Genomic DNA, 25,465 nt, shown 5'->3' on the forward strand with positions numbered 1-25,465 from the left:
TCATTCGAATGATACACATAAAATAAAGGATTGTTTTTAGATATAAATTGGTAATGGATTTTCCCTAAAATAGAGAACTTAAATTTATTCAAATTAATAAACTTGGGCCCACTTCGTAGTGGGCTTCTTTAAGTCATATACCTTGAAACTTAGGTTGAGATGGACTTTTCTTCCTGCTTGCGTTCCAACTTACTACGTACCAAATCTGATAGTCGCAGATAACGGTCAGCTCCATTCTTTGGTAGTTCACTTGGCCTTTCGAACGATAAAGGTTCTTTTAACTCCTCTGTATCCCAAAACTGATCACCAGTCGAGTCGAATGGAGTGCCGTCTGGTAATTCATTTGAATAATGTACGCCGTCTTGTTCTTCACCCACAAAAACTTTCCATAGCACTAACTTCCCACCAAAGTAGTCATTTATTATGAGTGAGGACATCCCGCACTGCCCACGGCTCGGGTTGGACGGGTTCCAATTTTCTGGCTCATCAGTGCTGTCTATAGACCAACTGTCCTGAAGAGCTTGCAATACTTCGCTGAGACTTGGATTCATATGTATTCCTGCTATGCCTTCGCGACATAAAACCCCAAGCATTATTGAGGAATCAAGTTAACGATAGTGCTAATTAATTGTAATTGAGTGACTTTGACTAACTTGTGACTTCCGATTTTTGAGCAACGATAGCATTGTAACACTGTGTTGACGGAACCGGATGAGTTAGCCAAGCAATCATAGATAGATAAATTAAGGCTTCAAAGCCTTTGTATTACTATGGAAGTTAGCTATCAGTCCAGCTTAACGAAAGCTTGGGATAATCGCTGGAATGCCTGGTAGAAGGCCAACCAATGCCATCACGCTTGTTAGTACAACAAACATAATGCCCGGTAGTACCCAACGGCTCATCTTACTCAGTTCACCACTACGTTCTTTACAGCCAACTAAGCCTAAGTTGTCTAGCAACATGGTGATAGACCAACCAAATGCTGGGTTTACAAGCGCTGATGAGAACACAACAATCGCTGCTGATTGCGTAGTTTTGCCTTCACGCGTCATCTCCATTCCTGCCTCTAGCAGTGGAACGAATACACCCACAATCAGTGCCACACAAAGTACCGGTTGCCAGATAGCTAAATCCATCGGGTAGCCCCAAATCGCAGCGATGATACAGAACAGAGCCGTCAGCAAAGCACCCGCCGGAATAGGGCGTTTAGCAATCGCCGCAGGTACGATGTAAGTACCCCATGAAGACGTAAAGTTAGTACCGCCAAGTAGCGAGCCGAACGTTTGACGAATAGACGCTGTTGTCATGGTGTCATCAATGTTCATGTGTACTTTTTCAGTGCGCTCTGGGTAGCTGATCTTTTGGAATACTTGATGCCCCAAGAAATCTGGTGACCACATCGCTACTGCTAGAATCGCGAACGGCAGTACTACCATGAAGTGTTCAATCGTCGGTAGACCTAGCATCCAACCTGTATCTTCTCCCCACCAATACATCGGGTTCATGTTAGGTAAGCCTGGCTCAGTGTGGAAAGCAAATGGCGCACCCATAGCAAATGCAATCGTACCACCCAGTAAGCAGCTAAGAGGTACAGCTAACCAACGCTTACGGAAGTGCTCCAATAGCGCATACAGAATAATGGTGCAGAAGATCACCACAAAAGCGATGTGGCTCATGCCGATGCCTTCTGCCCAAGCGAACAGCTTTTTCACTTGAGAAGCGGTGCCCACGAAGCCAAGGTAGAGCAGCAATCCGCCACACACACCTTTACTGGTGAGGTTAGCCAACATACTGCCGCCTTTACTGATGGCTAACAGCAAGCCGAATGCGCCAATCAGCAAGCCAAAGGCCATTGGGTGACCGCCAGCGGCAACAACAATAGGGATTAATGGAATAAGTGGGCCGTGTGTACCTGCGAGGTTAGCCGTTGGTAGTAGAAAGCCAGAGAAAAGAATGATGAAGACAGAGGCGATAAGGAGTTCGTATCGAACGTTTTCTAGAATGAAGTCTTCATTTAACCCGAGAGCACCAGCAAAGGTGGCTGCAATCGCGCCCACCATAACCACTTTACCAATGGTCGCGGCCATGGCTGGGATGGTGTCTTCTATCTCAAATCGATAATCTTTAAACGGTAAATTTGGACGCCAGCGCTTAGGCGACATGATTTGTAATTCGTGCTCTAGATACTGTTCTCGGGTTTCAAACTCTGAGCTTGGTTTGTGTTGCTGTTCATAGGAGAGTTCGTCCTCTTGGGTCTGAGGCTCCTCTCTTGGTATATTTACGGACTCTAAAGTACTGCTCATTTTGATTCCTTTCTTTCACACTCTAAGGTGTGTTGTTCCAACAAACGTTATTGACTCATGCAGATGTGTAAACAATGCGTCAACTTATAATTAAAAATTCGTTAAAATTTAGTTGTTAGTACCTTATACCAAACCCAAAAAAACAAATAGACTCAGGTAGTTAGACATTAGTCGTAGAGTGCCTTGGCTAGCGTGGAAGCCGCAAGATAGTTTGTTTTTTGTAGGAGGTTTAGCTTCAGGGTTAATAAGGTATCGTTCAGTATGAAAGTGCTAGGTTAGAAAGACTCGAGAAAATCGATTGGTTCATGTTTTGTAGCGCACTTGTTGTGATTAGGGAGGGAAGAAACAGAGGCCGTTTAATGGGGGACAAAAATAGCGTCAGAAAGCAATTATTGACGCCATGCTCTTTTGTTAGGCTACGATACCTTGATAAGCTTTAGAAGCCATTAAAGGAATAAATTCAGTAATTGAATACGTGACAGCTCCACTTTTAATGAATGGATCTGAATTTAATACTTGCTCAAGCTCTCGTTTACTTGCATGTTGCGAAATAAGTATGCCCCCAGTTCTAGGTACTTTCCTCCCACCAAACAATAGATTGTTTGATTTATATTCTCCTTCAAGATAATTCTTATGCTTATCAGTTAGCTCTGGAGTTATTTTTGTCATGTCTGTAAAGGTCATATCTACTAGGTACATATAATTCTCGCTTTTCAAATAAATTGATATAAAATTGCTACTTATTTCGTAGCGAATCATATCGCTACTTTTTTAGAAGCGCAAGGTTTATGACAACACCATTACCTAAAAAATTAGTAAGAGGATCTAGCTCGGGTATAGCCATCATGGCTTTATTCGATCTGTTGGGCCGAAAGTGGAATATGAGGATCATGTGGGAGCTGAACTCTGAACCTTTGAGCTTCAGAGGACTACAACAACGATGCGACAGCATGTCCCCTTCGGTTTTAAATACTAGGATTAAGCAGTTAACTGAAGCTGAGTTAGTTTTTACAACATCGGAAGGCTATAAACTAACAGAGTTAGGAGTGTCTTTAATGCAAACACTCGACCCTTTAAGAGATTGGGCGGCAGAGTGGGAAGATAAAATATCGAAGCAATAATAGCTTAACAGATAGACGTTAAATGGATTGAATTATTATCTGCGATAAAAGAAGCCGTCTGTGATAATCAACCACATTTCAAACCAAATAGACTGCATCCGCATATAGGAGTATGTAGATAGGTAAGAAAGTGGTTGGTTGAAATCCTACGAAAATGATAATGCAAGGCTATTTTAGTCTGTAGATAAAGTGCTCAAGGTCGTGTGTGTTACCAACGATCCTTAGTCGACAATACTCTTTAGTTAATGTGCTGTCTGTTAGTGCAAAATGGTGAGCGGACTCGACCAATATTCCGCGGTCATCAAACCAGCTAGCTAAGTTTTCACCTCTTTTATAAGCCAAAAAAATCGGCGTCTCGTCATTTGTCGGCATGACTTCTATTCCGCATTGTTGTAGTTCGTCGATCATCGTCTTTTTGATTTCCCGGCAATCTGTTTTGCACTTCTCAAGAAAGCTGTCGATATTTGGTAACACATCACAAGCGATCTTGATTGACGTCAGTGATGGTGTGAATGGGATAATGATTCTTGACAAATAATCTCGTAAATTAGGAGAGACTACAGCGTAGCCAAGACGACAAGATGCTAAGCCTAACCCCTTAGAAAAACTACGTGTTACCACAACATTATTAAATTCGTTGGCAAACTGAGCCATACTCTCACTCTTTTTTAAATAATCCCCATAAGCCTCATCGATTAAAAGTATTGAGTCAGAATCTTGACAAGCCTTGACTACTGGCTCTAATTCCTCGCGAGAGTATGCTCGACCGGTTGGATTGTTTGGGTTGTCAATATAAACAATTGATGGGGCAGTGGTTCTGATCTCTTCGCAGAAAATAGGAATAATGCCAGGGCTATATTTGAGGGCATTATAAGAGCCTCCGAGCTGTATAAACTCAGATACTGCATCCACGAATTGGGGTCCCAAGCCGAGCATCGTCATATTGTCGCCGAGTAACTTAGAGAAAATCGTCGAAAGCATGGGCATAGAGCCATTAGAGAAAAAAACGCGGTCCGGAGCGGTCCCGATATAGTTAGCCGTCAACACTGATAACTTCGCGATATGGTTAAAAGAGTAATAATCGCTTAGATCATCGAGTAGTGTCTCTTTTATTGCATCAGATAAGGGTGGAGCACCGTTGGGGTTAGTTCCAAGTCGGCAATCAATAGTGTATAAATTGCTAATGTAAGAGGCGTGATCGCCTCTAATTCTTTGATTAATATTCATGTTGTTTACTCAACGCCATCTAACTTTATAGAAGCTTAGTTACCCTAATGCTTCTTGAAACTACCTTTTAAAATTGCTTAGGTTTTACTGGAATTTTGTTTCAAATTCACTGGTTCTAATGCGGTTCTGACTGACCTAGCGATTGCTTTAACAGTAGTGTATGCCACACAAACAAGAGGAAAATTGAAAGCGTTTCTTGATTCCTTCAGTAAGCGTTTTATTGCATATTTTACAGTTGAGTTGAAGGACTCATTCATTAAGTTAGGGCTCTCCTACGCTTTTATTTCCAGTTCACGATAACGTAGTCAAAAAAATTAAACCCTAATTTGTTTCACCTATACCCCTTTAAATCAATGAACACACTGGCTTTTCGAATACTTTTGAGTCGAAAAGTGCCAAGGGTAAATGTGCACTTAATCTGGGGCCCTTGTGGGACAGTTGCTGCCAACGTCGCGGCTGAGAATGAGGTTTGGCTGAAGTCCGGCTCTCTTTTTGATGCTATTGAGCCTATATTTCTCTTCCGATGTTCTTTGCACCTCATGTCATCAATGGCGAAGAACTCATTGACGGCGGAGTGCTCAATCCTGTACCGATTGCATCAACGTTCGGCGATAACACAGATGTGACTGTAGCTGTGAACTTAAGTGGTGACCTGATACGCTTAGACAAGAAAGACAACGGATTTCCAGACGACAAAAGAGAGTAATCTGCGCGATAAGGCTACTCATTTTATCGCTAATCTAGGTAATATCGTAAAAAGCAAAATGAGAATTAACTTTGCAGTTTATGACGCTGTCAACCAAGCGTTTGATGCGATGCAGTCTGCCATTGTGATGGTGGCAAAAGATGTCATCGTGCCCACAAGCATAGAAGAGCAGGTTATCTCTTGGCTAACAACTTACTATCAAAAAAACGCTGATATGCAGATTATCGAGAACGCACACCAGCCAGATAATGGAGCGACTTTGACGCAATGCTGAAACGCCCTTCATAAAGGTAAAAGGCCATACTTACCGCCCAATTTCGTAGTCAATTTCCTATTATCAATATTGCGTCACTGTGAATGAATGGCGCAGATTGTTGATCAATATTTAGCCTCTCAGTGTTTGTCAGGAAGTTATGAGTTACCTTACTTTCCTTTTCAACCTACCAACCTTTGCCAAGGTAATTAATCGTTTACTACCTTGAGGAATGAGGCAATGTAACAATGCTAAACTGTACAAAACAGCATCAATGGAAGCGTTGAAGTAGGGGAGCTGTAATTATTCGATGGATAAAACTTAAGCTTCGCACTTTCGAGGCCCTTGTTTTTGTGGCGAATCAGGAATAAGGCAATACCTTTTGGTTCTGTGCTCAAGATTTTGGACAATAGCAAACTCTATAGTGCACACATTTTTTCTCTAGTCGCTATATATGATAGTTAAACCGCTCTAGATAGTTTCGGTACAGTTATTTTTAGGGTTAGGCGCGCTTTACAAACAGCTAAACCTAAAACTGTCGTTTAAATCCAAAGGTAAGATTAGGGTGCTAAATAGATTGTCCCTAGATTCTTGGCATATTGTTGCTCTCTCATTTGGGTTGTTGACATACTTATCTAAGTACTCCGCTGTTAAAACGGGCTTACCGTGATTAATAAAGGGCAGCAGTGCATCACATTCCTTGTACTCAAAACATTGTTCGTTAACAGCAAAGTCAAAGTACTCGACCAGTTCACCTATTTGGTCCAGATCATTCTTTAATCCGACCGCAAGGCCTCTTTTATGCGCCTCATTTGCAATAAATCGATTGTACGCGAGCTGATCTTGAGACGTCAGATTGAAACCAGAGTTATTGGTGTATCCATCCATATTATCAGGTTTAACACCATCACAACCTTTGTTCTTGGCAATATCCAGACGTTTTGTCATGATTGAATGAACGTTAGCCGAACGAATATCAAGCCAGCGCTCGTTGTCCCAGCCATCAAGAGTGTTTCCAAGTGTGTTTGGCAAGAAGAGCTCTCTATCATCTCGATAATCCTCATAAGAGCCTGCTGAAAAATAACACACCACTTTTATTCCTGATTGTTGTAAATTTTTTATTGTCGTATTGCTCGTATCAAAAAGGTCTACATCATAGAGAGCAACAGAGTAAGAGGTGTTTAAATTGCCTTCTAGCTGCCATTGCCACGTGACTGAAACAGGCGGCCGGTACCAAGAACCGGTTGTAATAGGAGCGACGTTTGTATCAAGAAGGCTTTGTTGCGTAATTCAATGGAACTAAATCCAGAGCCTACGATCTGATCAGCTACGTCCACTACCTCTCGTAGCTCTATGCCTAAACCTCGTTACAAAACAACCAACTGGAAGCAATATAACCAACTGGAAGCAATATAACCAATCACTCATTAACCGTGGTTCTCTGACCTTTTGGATTGATGAAGAGGCAATAAGCGGCTGGGCGCAAAGCAAACAAAATAAGCGTGGGAGGCCACGTCGTTTCAGTGATTTAGCTATCACGACAGCACTCATGGTGAAACGGTTTTTTTCTATGCCATTGAGAGCGCTGCAAGGATTTATCGACTCGATATTTAGGTTAGCCCATGTACCGTTAAGTTGTCCGCATTACACCTGCATCAGTCGTAGAGCCAAGCAAGTTGAGGTCTCATTTAAGACTAAAACGAGAGGAGCGATACAGCACCTGGCCATTGATGCTACTGGCCTTAAGGTTTATGGCGAAGGTGAATGGAAAGTCAAAAAACATGGGACGGATGGCAAGCGTAGAGTCTGGCGAAAGCTTCATATTGCCGTCGATACCAACACTCATGAGATCATTGCCGCCGAGCTAAGTTTATCAACGGTTACAGATGGAGAAGTACTCCCGAATTTACTAAAACAAACACGCCGAAGTATCCTTGAGGTGTCTGGTGATGGCGCTTATGACACAAGAGCGTGTCACGCTGCTATTAAGATTAAGCGAGCCGTTGCGCTTATTCCCCCAAGAGAAAGAGCAGCCTTCTGGGAGCGTGGTCACCCTCGAAATCTCGCCGTGGGTTGCCAGAAGCTATACGGTTCAAATAAGTATTGGAAAGAGCGGTATGGATACCACAGACGTTCATTGTCAGAAACAGCGATGTATCGAGTTAAACAGTTGCTAGGAGGCCGATTGAGCTTAAGAAATTACAATGCACAGGTGGGGGAAACTTACGCGATGATAAAAGCGTTGAACAAGCTTACTGGGTTAGGTATGCCTGAAACTTGTCGTATTGACTAAAAAGCATGCGAAACAGGGTGACTCTGTCTCTAAACTGAATTACGCAACAAAGCCATGCGCACTCGCTGAACAAAGTAATGCAACGCCACTTAGTGTTATTATTCTATTTATCACATAGCCTTCTGTTTAATCGGATAAAAACCAACTAAGCTTAGAAAGTAATCAAAAGATGAATGGAGATAAACATCACATTTATAAATGTAAGCAACATTACTTTTATTAATATATGTGATGTAAAGCAATGTGATATCGACCTGTCAAATGCTTTCACACGCTAGATTATTGAAAAAGGTTCATCTTGGCTTTCAGGGGAAAGCTACTATGACCCAAAATCAGCATTAATCCACAAGCCCTGCCCATAGTAAATATAGCCTCTAGTAAAGTTCGCTTCCGCAACTTCCTTAACAGGATAGACTTGATTTCTGTGCGACCGGGTATCTTTCACTTTTTTAAGTTACTCAATAATAATTATGTGCGAATTTCTCATGTTTTTTACTTCATGATCAGATCGTGATTATCTAAAAAAGTCCTCTATGAGATAAAATCTTTTATTTTCAGTGGTTAAAGTTCAATCCCCCACTTTGTGGGTGGATGGATGTGTGGGGCAGTTTTAAACCGAAATTGACAATTTGGCAGCATGAGACCATGTCTATTAACAAGGCGTGATCCAGCCCTGTCCCCTACATGGCGTATATTCCATACACCTTGTCGCAAAAACTAAAGCGCAATCAGGAGAGGTTAACTATAGTAAATATTAAATTTAAATCGGAGATAGAATATGAAAAATAAATTACATGTGGGCCTGTTGTTAACTTCACTGTTCAGTTTAACGAGTTCTTTCAGTGTTTTTGCTGAAAGCGGAGATTTTATAACCTGCCAAAGCAAACTAAACCAAGTGAATGAAATGTATGGGTTTTTCAATTCAGATAAATTTAAATATTTAACAAAAAAAGATTTAGAGAAATTTTTAGCACCAAATATGGATATGATTACAAATAATAAAATAATGGCATCTGGATATACTGATTTAATGAAACATTTTGAGTTGATCGGATCTGAAATGAAAGAATTCAAGATATTACCTGCTCAATATGTCACCGAGGCTGGGAATGACGTTGTTATTAAGTATGATATAGATACAGTGAATAAATCTGGTGCTAAAGTTAGTTTTTCAGAAATTGCAATTCTATCATTTAATAATGATTGCAAAATAACTCGATGGGATGAAATAGTATATACTAAACAAGGACATTCAACGTTAGAAAATATTCGAGTATCAGATTGATGGCTCAATTAAAATTACCTTAACAATTTCGGGCTCTTAGCAATCAAACTGAAAACCCTCACCAATTATGGCAGGGATACAAAGAAACATAAGTTACCTGAGGCAGGGCAACCGCATGAGCTAGCAAATTGTTACCAGCAACAAATTACCAACAAGTACCAGGGCAAGATTACGAAGCCCCTTGCCCTGTAAGGAATTACGAAAGGTAGCGATTGCTACTTTTCGCTTTTTTTGCTTTCTTTTTATCCCTGCTTTGAAGCAAGTTTCTTCCGTGTAAACCCAATATATACCCGTGATCATTGAAGATACTTGATTTCTCATTAAATAAGGATCGTGCTACTCACCATGAAAATGGCACTAACTCCTGAGCAAAAAACAACAACTTGAACAGATGCACAATACTGAGCGTGATCATCGAGTATGCGACCGTATAAAAGCGGTTTTGCTGGCTTCAGAAGGTTGGAGCCCGACTATGATCTCTCAAGCCCTTCGTATCCATGAATCTACAGTTGCTCGTCATCTTAGTGATTATGCTCACTCTGAAAAACTTAAACCTGAGTTCGGTGTGACCTACACCGTTTAAGGTATTAAAAAGTGGTTACATCACCACGGTTTTTCATACAAAAAGCCCAAAGGTGTAGCACATAAGCTAAAGCCTAAAGAGCATCAAGCATTTATCGAGTATTAAAACGAGGTACTTAAGTCCAAGGATGCGCCTGTACTTTTCATGGATGCCGTTCATCCAACTCAAGCAACAAAGCTTAGCTGTGGCTGGATCCGTAAGGGACAGGGTAAGTTTATTGAAACGACGGGTAGCCGTACTCGAGTGAACTTAAACGGTGCTCTGCCATTAAAAAACATCAGCGCAACGATCACCGATGCTTATGAAACTATAGATAGTGAGAGCATTGTTTGCTTCTTTTGGAAACTCAAGAAAGAGCATTATCCACTAGAGCGGCTTTGGAAAATCATGAATGAGAATGTTAGGTACAATGTTTATTTCCTCTCCAAAACAGCATTTACCTCTGCTATCAAAAAGTTTTTCGATGTGACGTTACCAGAAATTGGCCGCTTACCCAGCCGATATTACGCTTGAGATCCCACGCAATGCCTGTGGCACCTTAGAGTTTGATCGCTCACAAGAGATGATAGACAGAGGCTATCATTTGGCACAGGCGACATTAGGCAATCGACTTTAATGTGATGGTCACTGACTTCTCGGATAGAGCATTTATGGAAACGGAACTCAAACAACTTAAACTCAACGATTCGATGGCAACAAAAGATGTCATCGTGCTCACAAGCATAGAAGAGCAGGCTATCTCTTGGCTAACAAGTTACTATCAAAAAAAACGCTGATATGCAGATTATCGAGAACGCACACCAGCTAGATAATGAGGCGACTTTGACGCAATGCTGAAGCGGCCTTCATAAAGGTAAAAAGGTCATACTCACCGCCCAATTTCGTAGTCAACTTCCTATTATCAATATTTCGTCACTGTTAATGAACAGCGCAAATCATTGATCAATATTTAGCCTATCAGTGTTTATCAGGAAGTTATGATGTGTCGGCTCGCTATGAGTTACCTTACTTTCCTTTTCAACCTACCAACCTTTGCCAAGGTAATTAATTGTTTACTACCTTGAGGAATGAGGCTATGTACCAATGCTAAATTGTACAAAACAGCATCAATGGAAGCGTTGAAGTAGGGGAGCTGTAATTATTCGATGGATAAAACTTAAGCTTCGCACTTTCGAGGCCCTTGTTTTTGTGGCGAATCAGGAATAAGGCAATACCTTTTGGTTCTGTGCTCAAGATTTTGGACAATAGCAAACTCTATAGTGCACACATTTTTTCTCTAGTCGCTATATATGATAGTTAAACCGCTCTAGATAGTTTCGGTACAGTTATTTTTAGGGTTAGGCGCGCTTTACAAACAGCTAAACCTAAAACTGTCGTTTAAATCGAAAGGTAAGATTAGGGTGCTAAATAGATTGTCCCTAGATTCTTGGCATATTGTTGCTCTCTCATTTGGGTTGTTGACATACTTATCTAAGTACTCCGCTGTTAAAACGGGCTTACCGTGATTAATAAAGGGCAGCAGTGCATCACATTCCTTATACTCAAAACATTGTTCGTTAACAGCAAAGTCAAAGTACTCGACCAGTTCACCTATTTGGTCCAGGTCATTCTTTAATCCGACCGCAAGGCCTCTTTTATGCGCCTCATTTGCAATAAATCGATTGTACGCGAGCTGATCTTGAGACGTCAGATTGAAACCAGAGTTATTGGTGTATCCATCCATATTATCAGGTTCAACACCATCACAACCTTTGTTCTTGGCAATATCCAGACGTTTTGTCATGATTGAATGAACGTTAGCCGAACGAATATCAAGCCAGCGCTCGTTGTCCCAGCCATCAAGAGTGTTTCCAAGTGTGTTTGGCAAGAAGAGCTCTCTATCATCTCGATAATCCTCATAAGAGCCTGCTGAAAAATAACACACCACTTTTATTCCTGATTGTTGTAAATTTTTTATTGTCGTATTGCTCGTATCAAAAAGGTCTACATCATAGAGAGCAACAGAGTAAGAGGTGTTTAAATTGCCTTCTAGCTGCCATTGCCACGTGACTGAAACAGGCGGCCGGTACCAAGAACCGGTTGTAATAGGAGTGACGTTTGTATCAAGAACGACCGGAGAGCTAGACTGCTCAGGTTGGGGCTTATTATCATTTGAATTGCAGCCAGAGCTGCTTACTAAAAACAGATATATTAATAACTTTTTCATATGCGATTGTATTTTTTTATGAGTTTTGTGAATGTACATCGCGTGAATATTATTATCAATAATTTTTTAGTGTTGTTTTACTTGTCGCCAAATTACTTACAATTGTTGTTTCCTTAATGGGTATCTAATGTTAGTAGGGGAGGATTACGTATCTGGATTTTGGATCGATTGTTGATCATTAATCACGCGAGTGCAGGCTGTTATTATGGCGAGGGTCTTTATTTTTTAATTGTAAATATTATGTATTGGCGTGTCGTATGAAGAGATTGGCGTAGATTAATTACCTTTATCTGACCACTTTATCGTAAATTTAGATTTTAAAATAAATGAGTTTTTAATGATGGTTAATATTTTAAATAGAGTAAATTACTCAAAAATCTTGTTATCTTTGTTATTTACTTCTGGCTTTGCTAGTGCAGAGTGGCTTTGTTGCGTAATTCAGTTTAGAGACAGAGTCACCCTGTTTCGCATGCTTTTTAGTCAATACGACAAGTTTCAGGCATACCTAACCCAGTAAGCTTGTTCAACGCTTTTATCATCGCGTAAGTTTCCCCCACCTGTGCATTGTAATTTCTTAAGCTCAATCGGCCTCCTAGCAACTGTTTAACTCGATACATCGCTGTTTCTGACAATGAACGTCTGTGGTATCCATACCGCTCTTTCCAATACTTATTTGAACCGTATAGCTTCTGGCAACCCACGGCGAGATTTCGAGGGTGACCACGCTCCCAGAAGGCTGCTCTTTCTCTTGGGGGAATAAGCGCAACGGCTCGCTTAATCTTAATAGCAGCGTGACACGCTCTTGTGTCATAAGCGCCATCACCAGACACCTCAAGGATACTTCGGCGTGTTTGTTTTAGTAAATTCGGGAGTACTTCTCCATCTGTAACCGTTGATAAACTTAGCTCGGCGGCAATGATCTCATGAGTGTTGGTATCGACGGCAATATGAAGCTTTCGCCAGACTCTACGCTTGCCATCCGTCCCATGTTTTTTGACTTTCCATTCACCTTCGCCATAAACCTTAAGGCCAGTAGCATCAATGGCCAGGTGCTGTATCGCTCCTCTCGTTTTAGTCTTAAATGAGACCTCAACTTGCTTGGCTCTACAACTGATGCAGGTGTAATGCGGACAACTTAACGGTACATGGGCTAACCTAAATATCGAGTCGATAAATCCTTGCAGCGCTCTCAATGGCATAGAAAAAACCCGTTTCACCATGAGTGCTGTCGTGATAGCTAAATCACTGAACCGACGTGGCCTCCCACGCTTATTTTGTTTGCTTTGCGCCCAGCCGCTTATTGCCTCTTCATCAATCCAAAAGGTCAGAGAACCACGGTTAATGAGTGATTGGTTATATTGCTTCCAGTTGGCTATATTGCTTCCAGTTGGTTGTTTTGTAACGAGGTTTAGGCATAGAGCTACGAGAGGTAGTGGACGTAGCTGATCAGATCGTAGGCTCTGGATTTAGTTCCATTGAATTACGCAACAAAGCCTCTCAGAGTCGGTGATAGAACAAGATATGTCACCAACTCTAACAGTGCAGTTTGAAGACCAGTCGAATATTCAGGCGAACAAATTTTTGGAGGAAACATTTAAAGCGTTTATTGATCGTGATAAGTCTCACCTAAAATCGATGATATCTGAAAGTTTTGTTCAGAAATTTGGTGATGACAAAAACACACATGATGAATTTATTCAACATGCGTCCGTTTTAACCGAACAGCTGACTAGAATGGATATTGTGTTTGAAGATGTAAACGTTGATGCTGATGGGACTGTCTCAGAGATACACACTGTCGAGGTTACCAAGAACGATGGTAGTCGAGCTAAATTCAAGCTCTACGCTTTTTATTATTTCGATCATATGGGAACGGTTAAGTTAATCGATGAACTATCGATTCAAATCGAAGGTGCAGTAGAGGATCAAGATATGGGGTCAAGAACACGATAAAGTAAAATTTTCACCTCAGGTAAAATGGAAGATAATTTCATTTATATCAGGTCATTAAATACTGTTATGACTTTATATTTTATGATTTATATCGTATCTACATGCTATCTATGCTGTGTCATTATTCAAAGATTCAAAGCTGTTGTTGAAAGTGTTTATAGATAAAATTAAATTTAATTTCTTTGATTTACGGGCGGATAACTCCATTTTAGTGATTTGTTTTAATTATCTATTGAATGGCACAGATATAAATCTTATATATTAACTTCAATTGAATTTTGAGTGAAATATTGTGTTGTCAAATAAGATAAAAAGTTCGTTTCTACCTTTAGTCATTTTTAGCTCGTGTGTTGCTGCAGAAAGCGAATTTGTCATTGAAGACATTTTAGATGGGCAGCAAGTTTCGCATTTTGCCTTAGGTGATACCGATGGGGATGGTTCCGATGAAATAATTTTTATGGACCAATATGGAAACGTAAAAATAGCCAAAAATTTAACAAACCCAAATACGCTCAATATGTTAGTTAATACAAGGTGGAGTTTGTCGGAAAATTGGAAGTTACAATTTCTTGATCAAGCTTATCCGAGTACAGATATCCGCGTTGCCATGACTTATGAACATAATGGTAATGTATTTAAATCAGGTACAGGGCTCGCTTCTAAGAAAGATGGGAAAATAGAGGTGAACATCAATGGTTTTTCTGGAAATCCAGCAGTGACGATTAATTATGTCTCTGTTGCAAAAGGAACAATGAAGGGTAGTTATAAAGATATTCAGTATAGTGGTTCAAGAAGTTATCCGATGAATGCACGTAAAGAATAATCATTACCTAAGTTAGCGTAACTTATATGCGCTGATCTTGTTTAATTATTTCTATTATTGGTTTCTTTCAGACTAAACGTAAATCAAGGTAAAGCAAGCTCTGACCCAGCTTGTTTTACCTATTATTTTATTTGCTTGAGGTAACGAGAAAGTGCCTCCACTAAGTCTGACTTAATCAGTGGTTTCGTTAACACTTCATTTGCACCTGCCTCAATAAAAGCTAGAGTTGATGTTTGCATGATATCGGCAGTCCAGCCAAAAATAACAAGGTCATCATGTCCTGCTTGTCGTATTTTTCGAACTGTTTCCAAACCATTCATTTCCGGCATATGGTTATCAATAATGAATAGGTTGAAAGCGCCTGATTCTAAGTGCGTTAAAGCCTCAAAGCCACTATTACAGGTAACGCACTCTACGTTTAATTTATCCAAGAATCCTTTGGCGATGATAAGGTTCATTTTATTGTCATCTGTCACAAGAATCTTAAATGGAGACAGATCGACTTGCTCTGTTATTGGATGCTTATCATCTTCAGCCTCAATTGATGGTAGGTTTATGACAAAGCTGAACTTGCTTCCTGTACCAAGCTCGCTTTGTACAGTAAGTTTGCCGTTCATCAAGGTCACAAGTTTATGGCAAATTGCCAATCCAAGTCCGGTCCCACCATAGTGCCGAGTTGTTGAGACGTCTGCTTGTTCAAACTCATTAAAGATTGAGCTCAGTCTTTCTGCTGGGATGCCGATTCCTGTGTCTTCGACCATAAACCTCATCGCTGAGTGAGCCAGTGGATTGATGCTGACAGTAATTGAACCGCTCGCTGTAAACTTCAATGCGTTCCCAACTAAATTTAGAATGACTTGTCGTATCCGAACTGAATCGCCCCTGTAGACAGAGGACGTATTGCTGTTATCTAGTAAAGAAAACTCAATCCCTTTTTCTGAACATAAGGTTTGATAAGTGTTTAATACGGGATTAATGACGTCGCACATTTTGAATGAATGCGGATCAATTTCTAAACTGTCATTCTCTATTTTGGCTAAGTCTAGAATATCGTTAAGAATGGCAATTAAGTGCTCGCCTGAGTCGAGGGCTAACTGAAGAACTTCCCTTTGCTCAGCTTTTTCCAAGTCTTCAACCAACATTTGTAGAATACCCAGCAAGCCATTCATTGGAGTTCTAATTTCATGACTCATTGTCGCCAAGAATAGTGATTTTGCATCATTTGCCTGGCGTGCATTATTTGCTTGTTCTTCTAACTCCTTCTCAAGCTGCTTAAATTCTGTGATATCACGTTCAATGGCGATAAAGCGTTCGACGTCACCTTTCACATTCCTTAAAGGTACGATATCAATATCAATCCAGTAGGACGTTTTGTCGATCGCGTAATTCAATATTTCCGCTTTAACTTGGTTCCCCTGTTGAATCGCAGAACCTATTCGATTTGCCGTGCTAACAGAAGTCCCTTCACCTTGTAGAAATGAGCCTGGTCTTAACCCTTTAATGGAGTCTAAGCGATAACCTGTCATTCGTTCAAAAGCGCTGTTTACCCATTCTATACGCCCCTTATTATCAGTTATCACAACGCCATCTCTGGCTGTCTTGACTACGGTGGCAAGAAGGTGACTTTCTCGTTCTTGCTCTGCTAACCGCTTGTTTGATTCCTCTAGTAGCTTTTTAGAACCTGCCAATTCTTTATGTGGGTTAACGAACAATTTTTGCCCGAGAAAAAACACTAAAACAGAGCTGAGTACTAAGACAATCAAAAGCCCATTTAACAGCTCCTTCTGTAAGCTTGAGAGCTGGTCGGTAACAAATAAGCGGCTTACCCCTTGGGTTAATACTAAGCCTCCTCTTGTTAAAGCCGTTTGAGTCAATAACCAGTCTTCTTCACTGTATTTATTTTTAATTGGTATGTGTGAATCATGGCCATGTGAGTGTGTATGCGAGTCATCTTCTCCAATAAGAGATGCTATCGGTGAGCTTATTTGACTGAGCTCGTACCAACGCTCTCGGTTCGTGACAAACGAGCCAAAGAAATCATCATAATCGACAGCGGTTTCACCATATAGCACGCCTACGAAATCACTGCCTTGAAGTAAAGACATAAATAGTTTGAGACAAATATGATTGGTGTCATCGTGCAAAAGGTACAGAATGCGATCGTCGACTTCTTGATTCGCAATTGCTTCAAAGATAGCTTGCTCTTGCTTTGATGCAGGGTGACGAAACGTATCTTCAAACAACAGCTGACCGGTGCGGTCTCGCACGGCAAATTGCATTGATTGGTTCTGTCCCTTGAATCGTTCAAGATGAAATGAGAGCCGTTCTATATTTGAGACCGATACTGCGTCGATGACCCCTTGGTATTGCGAAGCTAAAACAATGCGGTCTTCTGCAACCTCGAGATACTTTTCCATAAAAATTTTGGCAGATTCAAGCTCAAAGCGACTGTTACCGCTTTGCAGTTGTTTTACGGTCGATTGGCTGTGATTAGAGAGCACATAAAGTGAAATGCCGCCGTAGGTCAAAGACGTGAGCAAGAGAAATAGTACAAGCAACACTTTAGGGCTGATTAAAGATAGCTTAGTCATACTTAAATGACTTCCATGTTATTTTTGGGAGTTATATGAAAAATATAGGATAGATATCTTGTTTATGGGCTTGTTTATCCTTTTTGTCGAATAGAATGGGCGATGACTAATTCCATCCTCATTGCCCTTGATTAGCCGAGATATTGCAAAACTTCCTTAAATATCTATGTTTAATATAGGAATACCAATACAAAATGGTCATTAAAGTATGGATGCCACTCCAGTCAAAGTTTTGTTTGTGTGCGTGAAGAAAGGTGTAAGAGCGGCTATCGCCAAAGCGATTGTCGAGCTGCAATCTAATGGGATGATACACGCGAGTTGCTGTGGTTTTGAGCCCGGGCCAACCCCCCAAGTTCTCTTAGATGAGTTGTCTAACATGCTTGATGTTGCAATAATTGGCGAGAGTAAAACACTATTTGAATACAAAAAGACCAATGAAAAATTTGACTACGTGATTACGCTTTGCGACCAAGCAAGTAATGAGCAGTGTCACTTGTTTATTGGATGTGTCAACCTGGTTTGCTCTCACGTACCTCATAGGCTCCATTGGGCTATCCCAAATCTGGTTGCTGCACTAGAGCTATCAGGGAGCGAAAGGACCCAGTTTGTAAGAAAGGTTGTAGAACAGATTGATCTCAAAGTGACGCAACTTGTCGCAATCGCACAAACAGAAGGCTAAATGGTCTCTCAGTTTTCATAAAAGAGGATTTACTTACCTTACTGGTAATTTGGTTTTTGTCTTTACCTGTCCAAAGGCGAAGCTGGATTCAATCGAAGCAATATTGGGCAGGCGAGTTAAATGTTTGCGAATAAACTGCTCGTAGCTTTTTAGAGACTCACTCACCACATGCAATAGGTAGTCGTGATTCCCAGTCATTAGAAAGCACTCTAACACTTCATCTATCGCTTCAATGTGCTGCTCAAAGTCTCGCATGTTATCTTCAGTCGGCTTTTCAAGCTTTACCAACACAAACACGTTTACGGGCAGGCCGCACGCTTCTTGGTCGACACTGGCGTGATAGCCACGAATGATCCCTTGCTTTTCTAGTGCTCGAACTCTGCGTAGACAAGGGGAGGGGGAAAGCGCGACGCGGTCAGCTAACTCTTGATTGGTGAGTCGTGCGTTGCTTTGCAGTTCAGCCAGTATCTTTTTGTCGATCTCATCCATTGGCATATTCCATCAATATCAAACAATATTCGGCAATATTATTGCTCAAAGTGTATGTATTACTTCTTAAATAGCAATCTTTAACATCTATGTAACACTAAAATTAAAGGAGATACAACAAGGATGGAATGACTTAGCAATTATGAATACTGCAACTCAACTTAGCCCACTGCGAAAAACCACCAAACATGAACAAGCAGAAGCCCTTGCCATTGAGCAAGCAAAACACTTTGGTATTGATCTAAGCAGCGATTACGGCACCACGCTGGTGGAATTGGCGACGACACTGTACACAGCCAATACCAAGACCCACGATCTTTGGGCTTTGACGGTTGATGGCCTTTCAGAGCTGGATAAGAGTGACCGTATCGCTTGGTTTAACGCCAAACGCTTTTTGTCGTTCCAGATCGCTAAGATCCTCGATAACCTGCAAAACCCGATGCGTGCGACTTACCAGTCTATTACGACTAACAATGGTAATTTCGCCTCAAAAGGGGCGTATCCTATTTTCGACAATGTGGCAGCTATCTTTTCTGCCAGCCCGGTTATTACTCGCACGGCGACTTATCTGTTTGCCTGTACTGAGTGGATTGAAGATGCGTTCAACGGTAAAGAGCCACTTCACGATATTTACTCTCGATTGCTGAACCCAACATCAATCTCTCTGGCAAACCATATGGTTGATCTTGAAGCAGGATCGAGAGCCAACGAGTACCTTGCTTGGAACTTTAACTCGGGGATGGCGGCCATAGATGGCTTACTAAGTCACTTGCTAGGTCATGAAGATATTGTTTTGGCTTCACGCAACATCTACGGCGGTTCTTATCAGCTGTTAGAAGATTGGTTTGGTAAACCTTCGAACCTCAATGTCGCTGTCGAGTGGGTGGATGGTTACTCCGGTGACGATTTTGCGGCTCGCCTTGATGAGGTCGCACACAAGTATGCTGATCGCCTCGCTGCAGGTAAGAAGATCTATGTCTATCTTGAGTCACCGTGTAACCCACATGGTTACGTGTTAGATGTCGCCAACATTAGTAAGGTGACTCATTCTCGTGGTTGGGATGTGATTGTGGATTCGACTGTAGGTACGCCGCTGTTACACCCAGTTCTCAAGCGTGATGATGTGATGGAAAGGCCGGATTACGTGATTCACTCGTATACCAAAGAGCTGGCCGGATCTGGCACCACCACAGCAGGTGTGGTGATTGGGCGCAACGAGACCATGTTTGTGCCAAAAGGAGAGGAAGTGACTTTCACCAAGCCCAATGGTGAGGGGGTGACGATTCCTTGGAATGAAACCCTGTTTTGGAATGTGTATTACATTAAAGGTGCCTTCTTAGATGCAGACAAAGCGTTTGAGGTGCTCAATGGCATGAAAACTTATGAGATGCGTGTGGTGCAGAAAACCATTAATACGCTGACTCTAGCGAAAATTTTTGATGCTCACCCAGACATTAATGTGTCGTGTCCTGCTTTGCCAGACAGTGATAACTACGAACACTGTCGAAACAATATGTACTTAGGGCTGCCAGCCGCACTGTTTACTATCGATATGGAAGGGAATGGTAATCGAGCACCAATCAATCGAGATGGATTTAAGCAGTTCTTCGACATGCTTGAACCCGCTATCGGTATGCAAGTAAGTCTTGGGCAAACCAATACGGTGGCGCTGTGTCCTGCATTGACCACTCACTCAGAACTGAGCGACGAGGCACTCAATGAGGCGGGAATCAAGCCAACGACGATGCGCATCTCGATTGGTTTAGAAGATCCTCGCATGTTCATTGCACACATAATCGAAGCCGCTAAGTTATCGATTGACCGTAAACATGTTGATTTCTCATCGAGCTTCCCAAGTAACGAGCATATCGACAAGATCTATATGCAAACTTATATGGACGTGCACCAAAGGTTTGTGAAGAGTCTGCCTAAGTTCAGTCAGCTGAGTCAGTAAAGGCGGTTAGAATTTCGCGAAAGCGACTCAAAATGATGAGTAAGCGCCCTCTTTATTTAATAAAATTAGGGCGCTTTAGATTTATCAGATATTTATATCAGTAATCTAGTTTTTCCGTGTAGCAATCTCTTGAATTACACGCTCTGCCGCTTCTAAGGCACCTTCGATAAATCCTCCAAACTCTTTTGCAGATTCAGTACCTGCAAAATAAATGCCCTGTTTTTCTAGTCGTTCTAACGAAGTATGCAACCCATATTGAGGATGAGTGGAAGGGGGCAATTGATCCTCTTCAACGGCTGTGTAAATTTCTTTTGACCAGTCTAACAGCTTCACTTCGGTGGTGTTGTAAGCTTCTGGACCATAGATCCTTGAAAGCTGTTCAACCGCCATGGTTTTTAATTGTGCAGTACCTAGCTTCATTCGTGTTTCGGCATTGAAACCTACAAACCCGAATAGAGCAGCATGCCCATTTTCAGCACTCGCATCATGAATTTCCACCAGTGGGCCAATTTGACTATTTGCGTACCCTGATAATCCATTCTTCCGCCAGAACGGTTTATCATAAAGTGCGAAGAATTTCGCATGGGCGGCCATCCATGTGGGTGCTCTTTTCAGAGCTTCGAGTGCTTTTGTTGGAAGTGCAGGGGAAAAGCGAATGTTATTTGCAATTAAACGGTGAGGAAGTGCAAGAATAATGTTTTCACTTTCTAAGCGTATGGCCTTTTTTTGGTGGAGAACATCTAATGCAAATCCTTGGCTCTCAGTATGATTAACTCCTTGTAATTGATGCCCACACTTAATGTTATCTTGGTTAAGAAGTGCAGCAACGCCCATGGTTAATTGTGCTATACCCCCAGAAACTCTCATGGACTGAGGTGCGGAAAAGAATTGATTAGGTACTTTGCGAACCCCCTTACCTCCCGCCTGCTCTAGCATCATGTCGCCCGTTTCGTATTGTTCTATGATTGGTAGTGATAGGCTATCGACAAGTCTCATAACTCGCTGATTTATTTGAGGCCAAAACCAAGAAGGGCCAAGATCAAATTGGTCACTTGGACTTGTTGCAGTCAAGCTCGAAGATGATAAGACTCTACCGCCGAGCCTTTCTCTAGCTTCTAGTAATAAGTAGCTATAACCAGTTTTTTCTAGGTATGCTGCTGTGTAGAGGCCGCTTAATCCGCCTCCTATTATAATAAAATCGTATTTCATTGCTTGCCTTATATTTGCCTACCTACCGATAGGTAGTTTAGGCTTTTTTAAATTCTATGGCAATACCTATCAGTAGGTAGGTAAAAGTGAAGTTTTCTATTTGAAATATTCTTGATATGAACTTCTTATGAAAGGACACATTTCGACGGCTTTAAAGTGTCGAAATGAGATTCTATGTAGCTTATGCGCTAGCTATTGCAAAAGCTACCGAGCGTCAATAATTACTTTTAAGCTAGCTTGTTATTATAAGGATTGTTGGAAGCTTTAAGGCAGCAGAAAGTGGTTCTGCTGCTTTTGTCTTTGGTGCATCTGAGGGAGTTTATAAAGAAAATTGGGGGGCATCACTATCCATTGATAACACTGAGTGATTGAGCAGGCGTTCATCCCAATCATCTTGTGACTCGTACTGCCACTGTCCGTTGGTATAGACAAATGACCAACCAGAACCAAGTCCTCCAGTTATAGGGTCCGTTATAACGAGTGCGACGGGCCTGCCATTTAGATCAAAAAACATCTGACCAGCGTATCTAATTGTGTTCCAGTTAGTGCCCGCGAGAGTGGTAAAATTATCACTCTTGGTACTGTTGTTTATATCTCTTCCTACGACGCCAATGGAAAATGAACCATCGTTAAATCGAATTCCATATGGATTGTAGATGTCATTACCCTGAGCTTGTTCCTGACCGTATCCATACAAACCAAATCCCAATAGATGCTTCCAAGCGGATGCTTTATACCACGACTTCCAGGACGCCCAGTTTTTATTGTAAAAGCCGCCGCCATTTTTAGCTCTTAAAAATGCAAGTTTTGCGACAGACAAGTTCAGGTTGATCAGATCCCTCTTAATAAGAAACTGTCCTCCTTCAAAGTGAATAGAATCACTTATCGGCTTAGCTCGATCCTTCACATCAAAACTGCATTGGTCTGAGTTACTTGCGCTAGCGCCTTTAAAGAAAGCAGCCCCCATACTAAAGTCGTCGTCATCAAAGTTAGGGCGATCAGGTAAGTCTACATTCATTGATGAGCAGAACGAAGTGAGTAAACTAAAACTCGTAGAAGCCTTTGAGCCTCTTGCGATAATCGATATTCTTTGCAGTAATGCAGATGCCTCTGAAGGGTGTCTATTAATGGTTTGAATTAAAGCAGAAAAGTTTCTTTCTTTTAATGCTTGTACTCTGGAGGGATCTCCATATCCTGAGAAAGTGGGGATTGGCCAATTAAGCTCATTTGCCACATTTTGAGCTAAAATCTCGGTAGGACCATGTCTGTTCAGACTATCGGTGTCAGATGAACCTGTAATATGATGAATTACCTCATGAATTAATGCTTCTTGCCACCATGGGTAGTCGCTTGAATGGATGCTAGGTGCGACGCCTATATTCACGACAGGTGTACCATAGTCGTTCTCGCGAGCTTCATGGCTTGCAATAATTGGCACTTGTTCAGCATCAGAATCTTCGATATCGTCAATTTCTACTTCATCAACATCGGAAAAATCTCCTTCGCGCTCTTCATTCACCTCGTATTCATTTGTGAAGAGAATTTGCCCTACATTTTCTTCGTTATTATGAAGACCAAAAGAAATAGCATGTTGAAATGTTGGCGAATTAAATAGCGCATCTATTAATGTGTATTCTATTGAAGCTGCTGTATGGCGATCGATAATACTTCCATAGCTAGAAACGACCGATTGTGTTATTGCTGAAGAAATAGCTGCTCTTTGAGTACGTGTTAGAGGTTGCTGCATACCAGTGTTGACGACATAGTTAGCATAATCATCACTGTCACGCTCGGGCTTTTCACTTTCAGCAAATGCATCTCTTGGGGTAACAACAGTTAATATCAGGGTTGCAAGTAATACTGGATACTTAAGCATGTTAAACTCAACGCATATTGGGTGGAGTTATATTATTTACTTATCGAAAGCTAAATCAAGTGTTGAAGTGCAAAAATGGGCTTACACTACGAGTCAATCGAACTTAAAAGATTGTAAAGGAATATTCACTTAATTCTCGTATATTCCGTAAAGGAAAATGTTCGGTTGAGCACAAACACGCAGAGTTCTCATTGATCTTTCCGAGTGGTTGCGGTATGGCCGAAATCTATAATTCGGCTAGACATGCCAGGCGACTCTAAAGGGAGCCATTGATTGCAGCGCTTGCAAGTAAAGCAACTCAGGGGCCAAAGGTAACTAAAAAAGTTAACCCACTGATAAGTAGCAGAGAGCTGACAGCTTGAGTTAAACCCCATGCGGTCGCGGCAATAGCAAAACGAGTTCAATGCTTTGGGTTCGAAGAGTCAAGTCTAAAGATTAAAGCGGCTGGCATTGTCATCAGTACGGTAATTACAGCAGTTGTTTGATTAAATAAAACTACTAAACCAAGAAACAACATAATGCCGCTAGTGGTAAAAAGTAGAAGGTTGATTGTAGGAGAATCCCAACTTTTACTAACAAATCCAATTGTTTAGCGGCACTCTACAACTATAGGGTGCCACGCATAAAATTTGAAGATATCAAGATGCTTGGAATTGACCTACTAGTTGGATCTCTGGTCTGGTCGGTATATGTTGGCTCGACAAAAACTACATTGATTCAGTTTCTATAATTTCATTCATTAAACGATCAATTTGGAACACGACTTGGATACTCGCCTCTTCCATTGCTTGAACCGCTGTGATTACGCCTTTTGTATCCCCCGAGGCTGCTTGACTCATGGCTTTTCGACCATTGTCATGTACCTGTTTGTGTGGCTCTTCAAGCAATTGATAGCTTCTCAAATGATTGTAAGCTTTACCATCACCGCGATAATACCATTGTCCTAAGCGACACTCTGAGTGAGTATTGATGGTTTCAGTGAATGAACCACTTTGGAGTAGACGGTAGGTGTTATTTTTCCAGATAGCGTGGTCGAGTTTGACCGAATCCAAGAATGCACGAGTAGAAGCAATATGAATCACTTGCTTCATGTTTTCCGACTTCACAACCACTTCGTTAACAATAGAGCTTATTTGCGCGGAAGATGCTGACACTTCTTCAGCGCAAACTTGGTTCTCCCCAATTGAGATCTTTATCGCGTTTACTTGCACCAAGACTTGCTTGACTAATGAGTCAATTTTTTCGCTAGCTTCACTGGCCTTACCCGCAAGGGTTCTTACTTCGTCAGCGACGACTGCAAATCCGCGTCCAGCCTCACCTGCGCGCGCGGCTTCAATAGCTGCGTTTAATGCTAAAAGGTTAGTTTGATCTGAAATCTCTTGGATAGTCGATACAAGGTTAGAAATAGCACCAGCTGTATGATCCAAAATATCGACAGATTGAATGCTTTGAGACGCCTGATCGCTGATCTTAATTGCTCGGTTGTCTAAGCGTACTAATGCTTGATGTGTTTGTTTAAACATATCATCCAGCTGTTGAAGCTCTTGGTTTTCATGGGCCATCGATTTAGCACTTTCAACCATCTCTTTTTGAATGGTTTTGAGCATATCTCCACCTTTCAAGCAATTAGACATCATTTCACTGCTGTTGTGATGTTGTTGATGTGTCGATTGAGCAAGGTTTTGCGACTTATTTAATTTTATTTCGAGAGCATTAATATCAGAATGATACTTCTTTTTTAGTTCGGCGAGTTTTTTTTTAAGTGATTGGTTTTCTAGTTTTATTGTTTTTATTCCAAACATAAAATACCTATATGTATAAATTAAAAATTTATTGTCGATGCTGATAATATTGGTTTTGTTGATAACTTACTGTTTTTAAAGGTAATAAGAATCTGCGAGATTGTAACAAAAT

The 25,465-nt window shown here is 41.2% G+C and carries 17 protein-coding genes and 8 pseudogenes; 12 read left to right on the forward strand and 13 right to left on the reverse strand.

Features of this window, described 5'->3' with window-relative positions:
- Positions 1-149: 149 nt before the first annotated feature.
- The 3 genes from OCV52_RS06460 to OCV52_RS06470 all read right to left on the reverse strand — a co-directional run bounded on the left by OCV52_RS06460 (position 150) and on the right by OCV52_RS06470 (position 3,002).
- Positions 150-551, reverse strand: coding sequence for a YunG family protein (locus tag OCV52_RS06460; protein WP_137408886.1), 402 nt, complete (start codon positions 549-551; stop codon positions 150-152).
- Between the two features lie 243 nt (positions 552-794).
- Complete coding sequence (locus OCV52_RS06465; RefSeq protein ID WP_137408887.1) at positions 795-2,303, reverse strand: DUF3360 domain-containing protein; 1,509 nt, start codon at positions 2,301-2,303, stop codon at positions 795-797.
- A 411-nt stretch (positions 2,304-2,714) separates the two neighbouring features.
- Positions 2,715-3,002, reverse strand: coding sequence for a YciI family protein (locus OCV52_RS06470; protein WP_137408888.1), 288 nt, complete (start codon positions 3,000-3,002; stop codon positions 2,715-2,717).
- An 89-nt stretch (positions 3,003-3,091) separates the two neighbouring features.
- Between OCV52_RS06470 and OCV52_RS06475 the strand changes: the two genes are divergently transcribed.
- Complete coding sequence (locus OCV52_RS06475) at positions 3,092-3,424, forward strand: winged helix-turn-helix transcriptional regulator (RefSeq protein ID WP_004741737.1); 333 nt, start codon at positions 3,092-3,094, stop codon at positions 3,422-3,424.
- 168 nt (positions 3,425-3,592) lie between these two features.
- Here the strand turns inward: OCV52_RS06475 and OCV52_RS06480 are convergent, their stop codons facing one another.
- Positions 3,593-4,651 (reverse strand): aminotransferase class I/II-fold pyridoxal phosphate-dependent enzyme, encoded by a 1,059-nt coding sequence (locus OCV52_RS06480; protein WP_137408889.1) that lies wholly within the window; start codon positions 4,649-4,651, stop codon positions 3,593-3,595.
- Between the two features lie 425 nt (positions 4,652-5,076).
- On the opposite strand from OCV52_RS06480, the pseudogene OCV52_RS06485 reads away from it, so the two are divergent.
- Together OCV52_RS06485 and OCV52_RS06490 are read left to right on the forward strand one after the other, a co-directional pair.
- Positions 5,077-5,481: pseudogene (locus OCV52_RS06485) on the forward strand (patatin-like phospholipase family protein); the annotation flags it as partial.
- A pseudogene (locus tag OCV52_RS06490) lies at positions 5,467-5,746 on the forward strand (hypothetical protein). The pseudogenes OCV52_RS06485 and OCV52_RS06490, both read left to right, overlap by 15 nt.
- A 377-nt stretch (positions 5,747-6,123) precedes the next feature.
- Here OCV52_RS06490 and OCV52_RS06495 read toward each other — a convergent pair.
- The gene (locus OCV52_RS06495; RefSeq protein WP_315973358.1) at positions 6,124-6,900 is read right to left on the reverse strand and encodes an endo alpha-1,4 polygalactosaminidase; all 777 of its coding nucleotides are present in this window, start codon (positions 6,898-6,900) and stop codon (positions 6,124-6,126) included.
- 63 nt (positions 6,901-6,963) lie between these two features.
- Here OCV52_RS06495 and OCV52_RS06500 point away from each other — a divergent pair.
- Positions 6,964-7,903: pseudogene (locus OCV52_RS06500) on the forward strand (IS5 family transposase).
- Between the two features lie 325 nt (positions 7,904-8,228).
- Here the strand turns inward: OCV52_RS06500 and OCV52_RS25645 are convergent.
- Positions 8,229-8,348 (reverse strand): annotated as a pseudogene (locus tag OCV52_RS25645) (ISAs1 family transposase); the annotation flags it as partial.
- Between the two features lie 333 nt (positions 8,349-8,681).
- On the opposite strand from OCV52_RS25645, the gene OCV52_RS06505 reads away from it, so the two are divergent.
- The 4 genes and pseudogenes from OCV52_RS06505 (at position 8,682) to OCV52_RS06515 (ending at position 10,724) form a co-directional block, all read left to right on the forward strand.
- A complete protein-coding gene (locus tag OCV52_RS06505) occupies positions 8,682-9,188 on the forward strand; it encodes a hypothetical protein (RefSeq protein ID WP_137409183.1) in 507 nt (168 codons plus the stop codon).
- A 345-nt stretch (positions 9,189-9,533) separates the two neighbouring features.
- Positions 9,534-10,284: pseudogene (locus OCV52_RS06510) on the forward strand (winged helix-turn-helix domain-containing protein).
- Positions 10,247-10,387: pseudogene (locus OCV52_RS25650) on the forward strand (patatin-like phospholipase family protein); the annotation flags it as partial. The pseudogenes OCV52_RS06510 and OCV52_RS25650, both read left to right, overlap by 38 nt.
- 34 nt (positions 10,388-10,421) lie before the next feature.
- A pseudogene (locus tag OCV52_RS06515) lies at positions 10,422-10,724 on the forward strand (hypothetical protein).
- A 395-nt stretch (positions 10,725-11,119) separates the two neighbouring features.
- Here OCV52_RS06515 and OCV52_RS06520 read toward each other — a convergent pair.
- Together OCV52_RS06520 and OCV52_RS06525 are read right to left on the reverse strand one after the other, a co-directional pair.
- Positions 11,120-11,977: an endo alpha-1,4 polygalactosaminidase gene (locus tag OCV52_RS06520; protein WP_261900863.1), complete on the reverse strand. Its 858-nt coding sequence runs from the start codon at positions 11,975-11,977 to the stop codon at positions 11,120-11,122.
- 476 nt (positions 11,978-12,453) lie between these two features.
- A pseudogene (locus tag OCV52_RS06525) lies at positions 12,454-13,393 on the reverse strand (IS5 family transposase).
- A 105-nt stretch (positions 13,394-13,498) separates the two neighbouring features.
- Between OCV52_RS06525 and OCV52_RS06530 the strand changes: the two are divergent.
- Both OCV52_RS06530 and OCV52_RS06535 read left to right on the forward strand, forming a co-directional pair.
- Complete coding sequence (locus tag OCV52_RS06530) at positions 13,499-13,930, forward strand: hypothetical protein (protein ID WP_137408441.1); 432 nt, start codon at positions 13,499-13,501, stop codon at positions 13,928-13,930.
- A 292-nt stretch (positions 13,931-14,222) separates the two neighbouring features.
- A complete protein-coding gene (locus OCV52_RS06535) occupies positions 14,223-14,753 on the forward strand; it encodes a hypothetical protein (RefSeq protein WP_137408440.1) in 531 nt (176 codons plus the stop codon).
- A gap of 122 nt (positions 14,754-14,875) precedes the next feature.
- Here the strand turns inward: OCV52_RS06535 and OCV52_RS06540 are convergent, their stop codons facing one another.
- The gene (locus OCV52_RS06540) at positions 14,876-17,344 is read right to left on the reverse strand and encodes a PAS domain-containing hybrid sensor histidine kinase/response regulator (RefSeq protein ID WP_137408439.1); all 2,469 of its coding nucleotides are present in this window, start codon (positions 17,342-17,344) and stop codon (positions 14,876-14,878) included.
- A 208-nt stretch (positions 17,345-17,552) separates the two neighbouring features.
- Between OCV52_RS06540 and OCV52_RS06545 the strand changes: the two genes are divergently transcribed.
- On the forward strand, positions 17,553-18,023 hold the full coding sequence (locus OCV52_RS06545; RefSeq protein ID WP_137408438.1) for an arsenate reductase/protein-tyrosine-phosphatase family protein: 471 nt from the start codon (positions 17,553-17,555) through the stop codon (positions 18,021-18,023).
- A 33-nt stretch (positions 18,024-18,056) separates the two neighbouring features.
- On the opposite strand, the gene OCV52_RS06550 is transcribed toward OCV52_RS06545, so the two are convergent.
- The gene (locus OCV52_RS06550) at positions 18,057-18,512 is read right to left on the reverse strand and encodes an Lrp/AsnC family transcriptional regulator (RefSeq protein ID WP_137408437.1); all 456 of its coding nucleotides are present in this window, start codon (positions 18,510-18,512) and stop codon (positions 18,057-18,059) included.
- A 142-nt stretch (positions 18,513-18,654) separates the two neighbouring features.
- Between OCV52_RS06550 and OCV52_RS06555 the strand changes: the two genes are divergently transcribed.
- A complete protein-coding gene (locus OCV52_RS06555; RefSeq protein ID WP_137408436.1) occupies positions 18,655-20,466 on the forward strand; it encodes a trans-sulfuration enzyme family protein in 1,812 nt (603 codons plus the stop codon).
- A 105-nt stretch (positions 20,467-20,571) separates the two neighbouring features.
- Here the strand turns inward: OCV52_RS06555 and OCV52_RS06560 are convergent, their stop codons facing one another.
- The 3 genes from OCV52_RS06560 to OCV52_RS06570 form a co-directional block, all read right to left on the reverse strand.
- A complete protein-coding gene (locus OCV52_RS06560) occupies positions 20,572-21,675 on the reverse strand; it encodes a flavin monoamine oxidase family protein (RefSeq protein ID WP_102424774.1) in 1,104 nt (367 codons plus the stop codon).
- A 319-nt stretch (positions 21,676-21,994) separates the two neighbouring features.
- Entirely contained in the window at positions 21,995-23,551 is a 1,557-nt protein-coding gene (locus OCV52_RS06565) for a M85 family metallopeptidase (RefSeq protein WP_137408435.1), read from the reverse strand.
- A gap of 707 nt (positions 23,552-24,258) precedes the next feature.
- A complete protein-coding gene (locus OCV52_RS06570) occupies positions 24,259-25,353 on the reverse strand; it encodes a methyl-accepting chemotaxis protein (protein ID WP_137408434.1) in 1,095 nt (364 codons plus the stop codon).
- Positions 25,354-25,465: the final 112 nt, after the last annotated feature.

The sequence above is a fragment of the Vibrio chagasii genome (genome assembly GCF_024347355.1).
In the GTDB taxonomy this organism is placed as follows: domain Bacteria; phylum Pseudomonadota; class Gammaproteobacteria; order Enterobacterales; family Vibrionaceae; genus Vibrio; species Vibrio chagasii.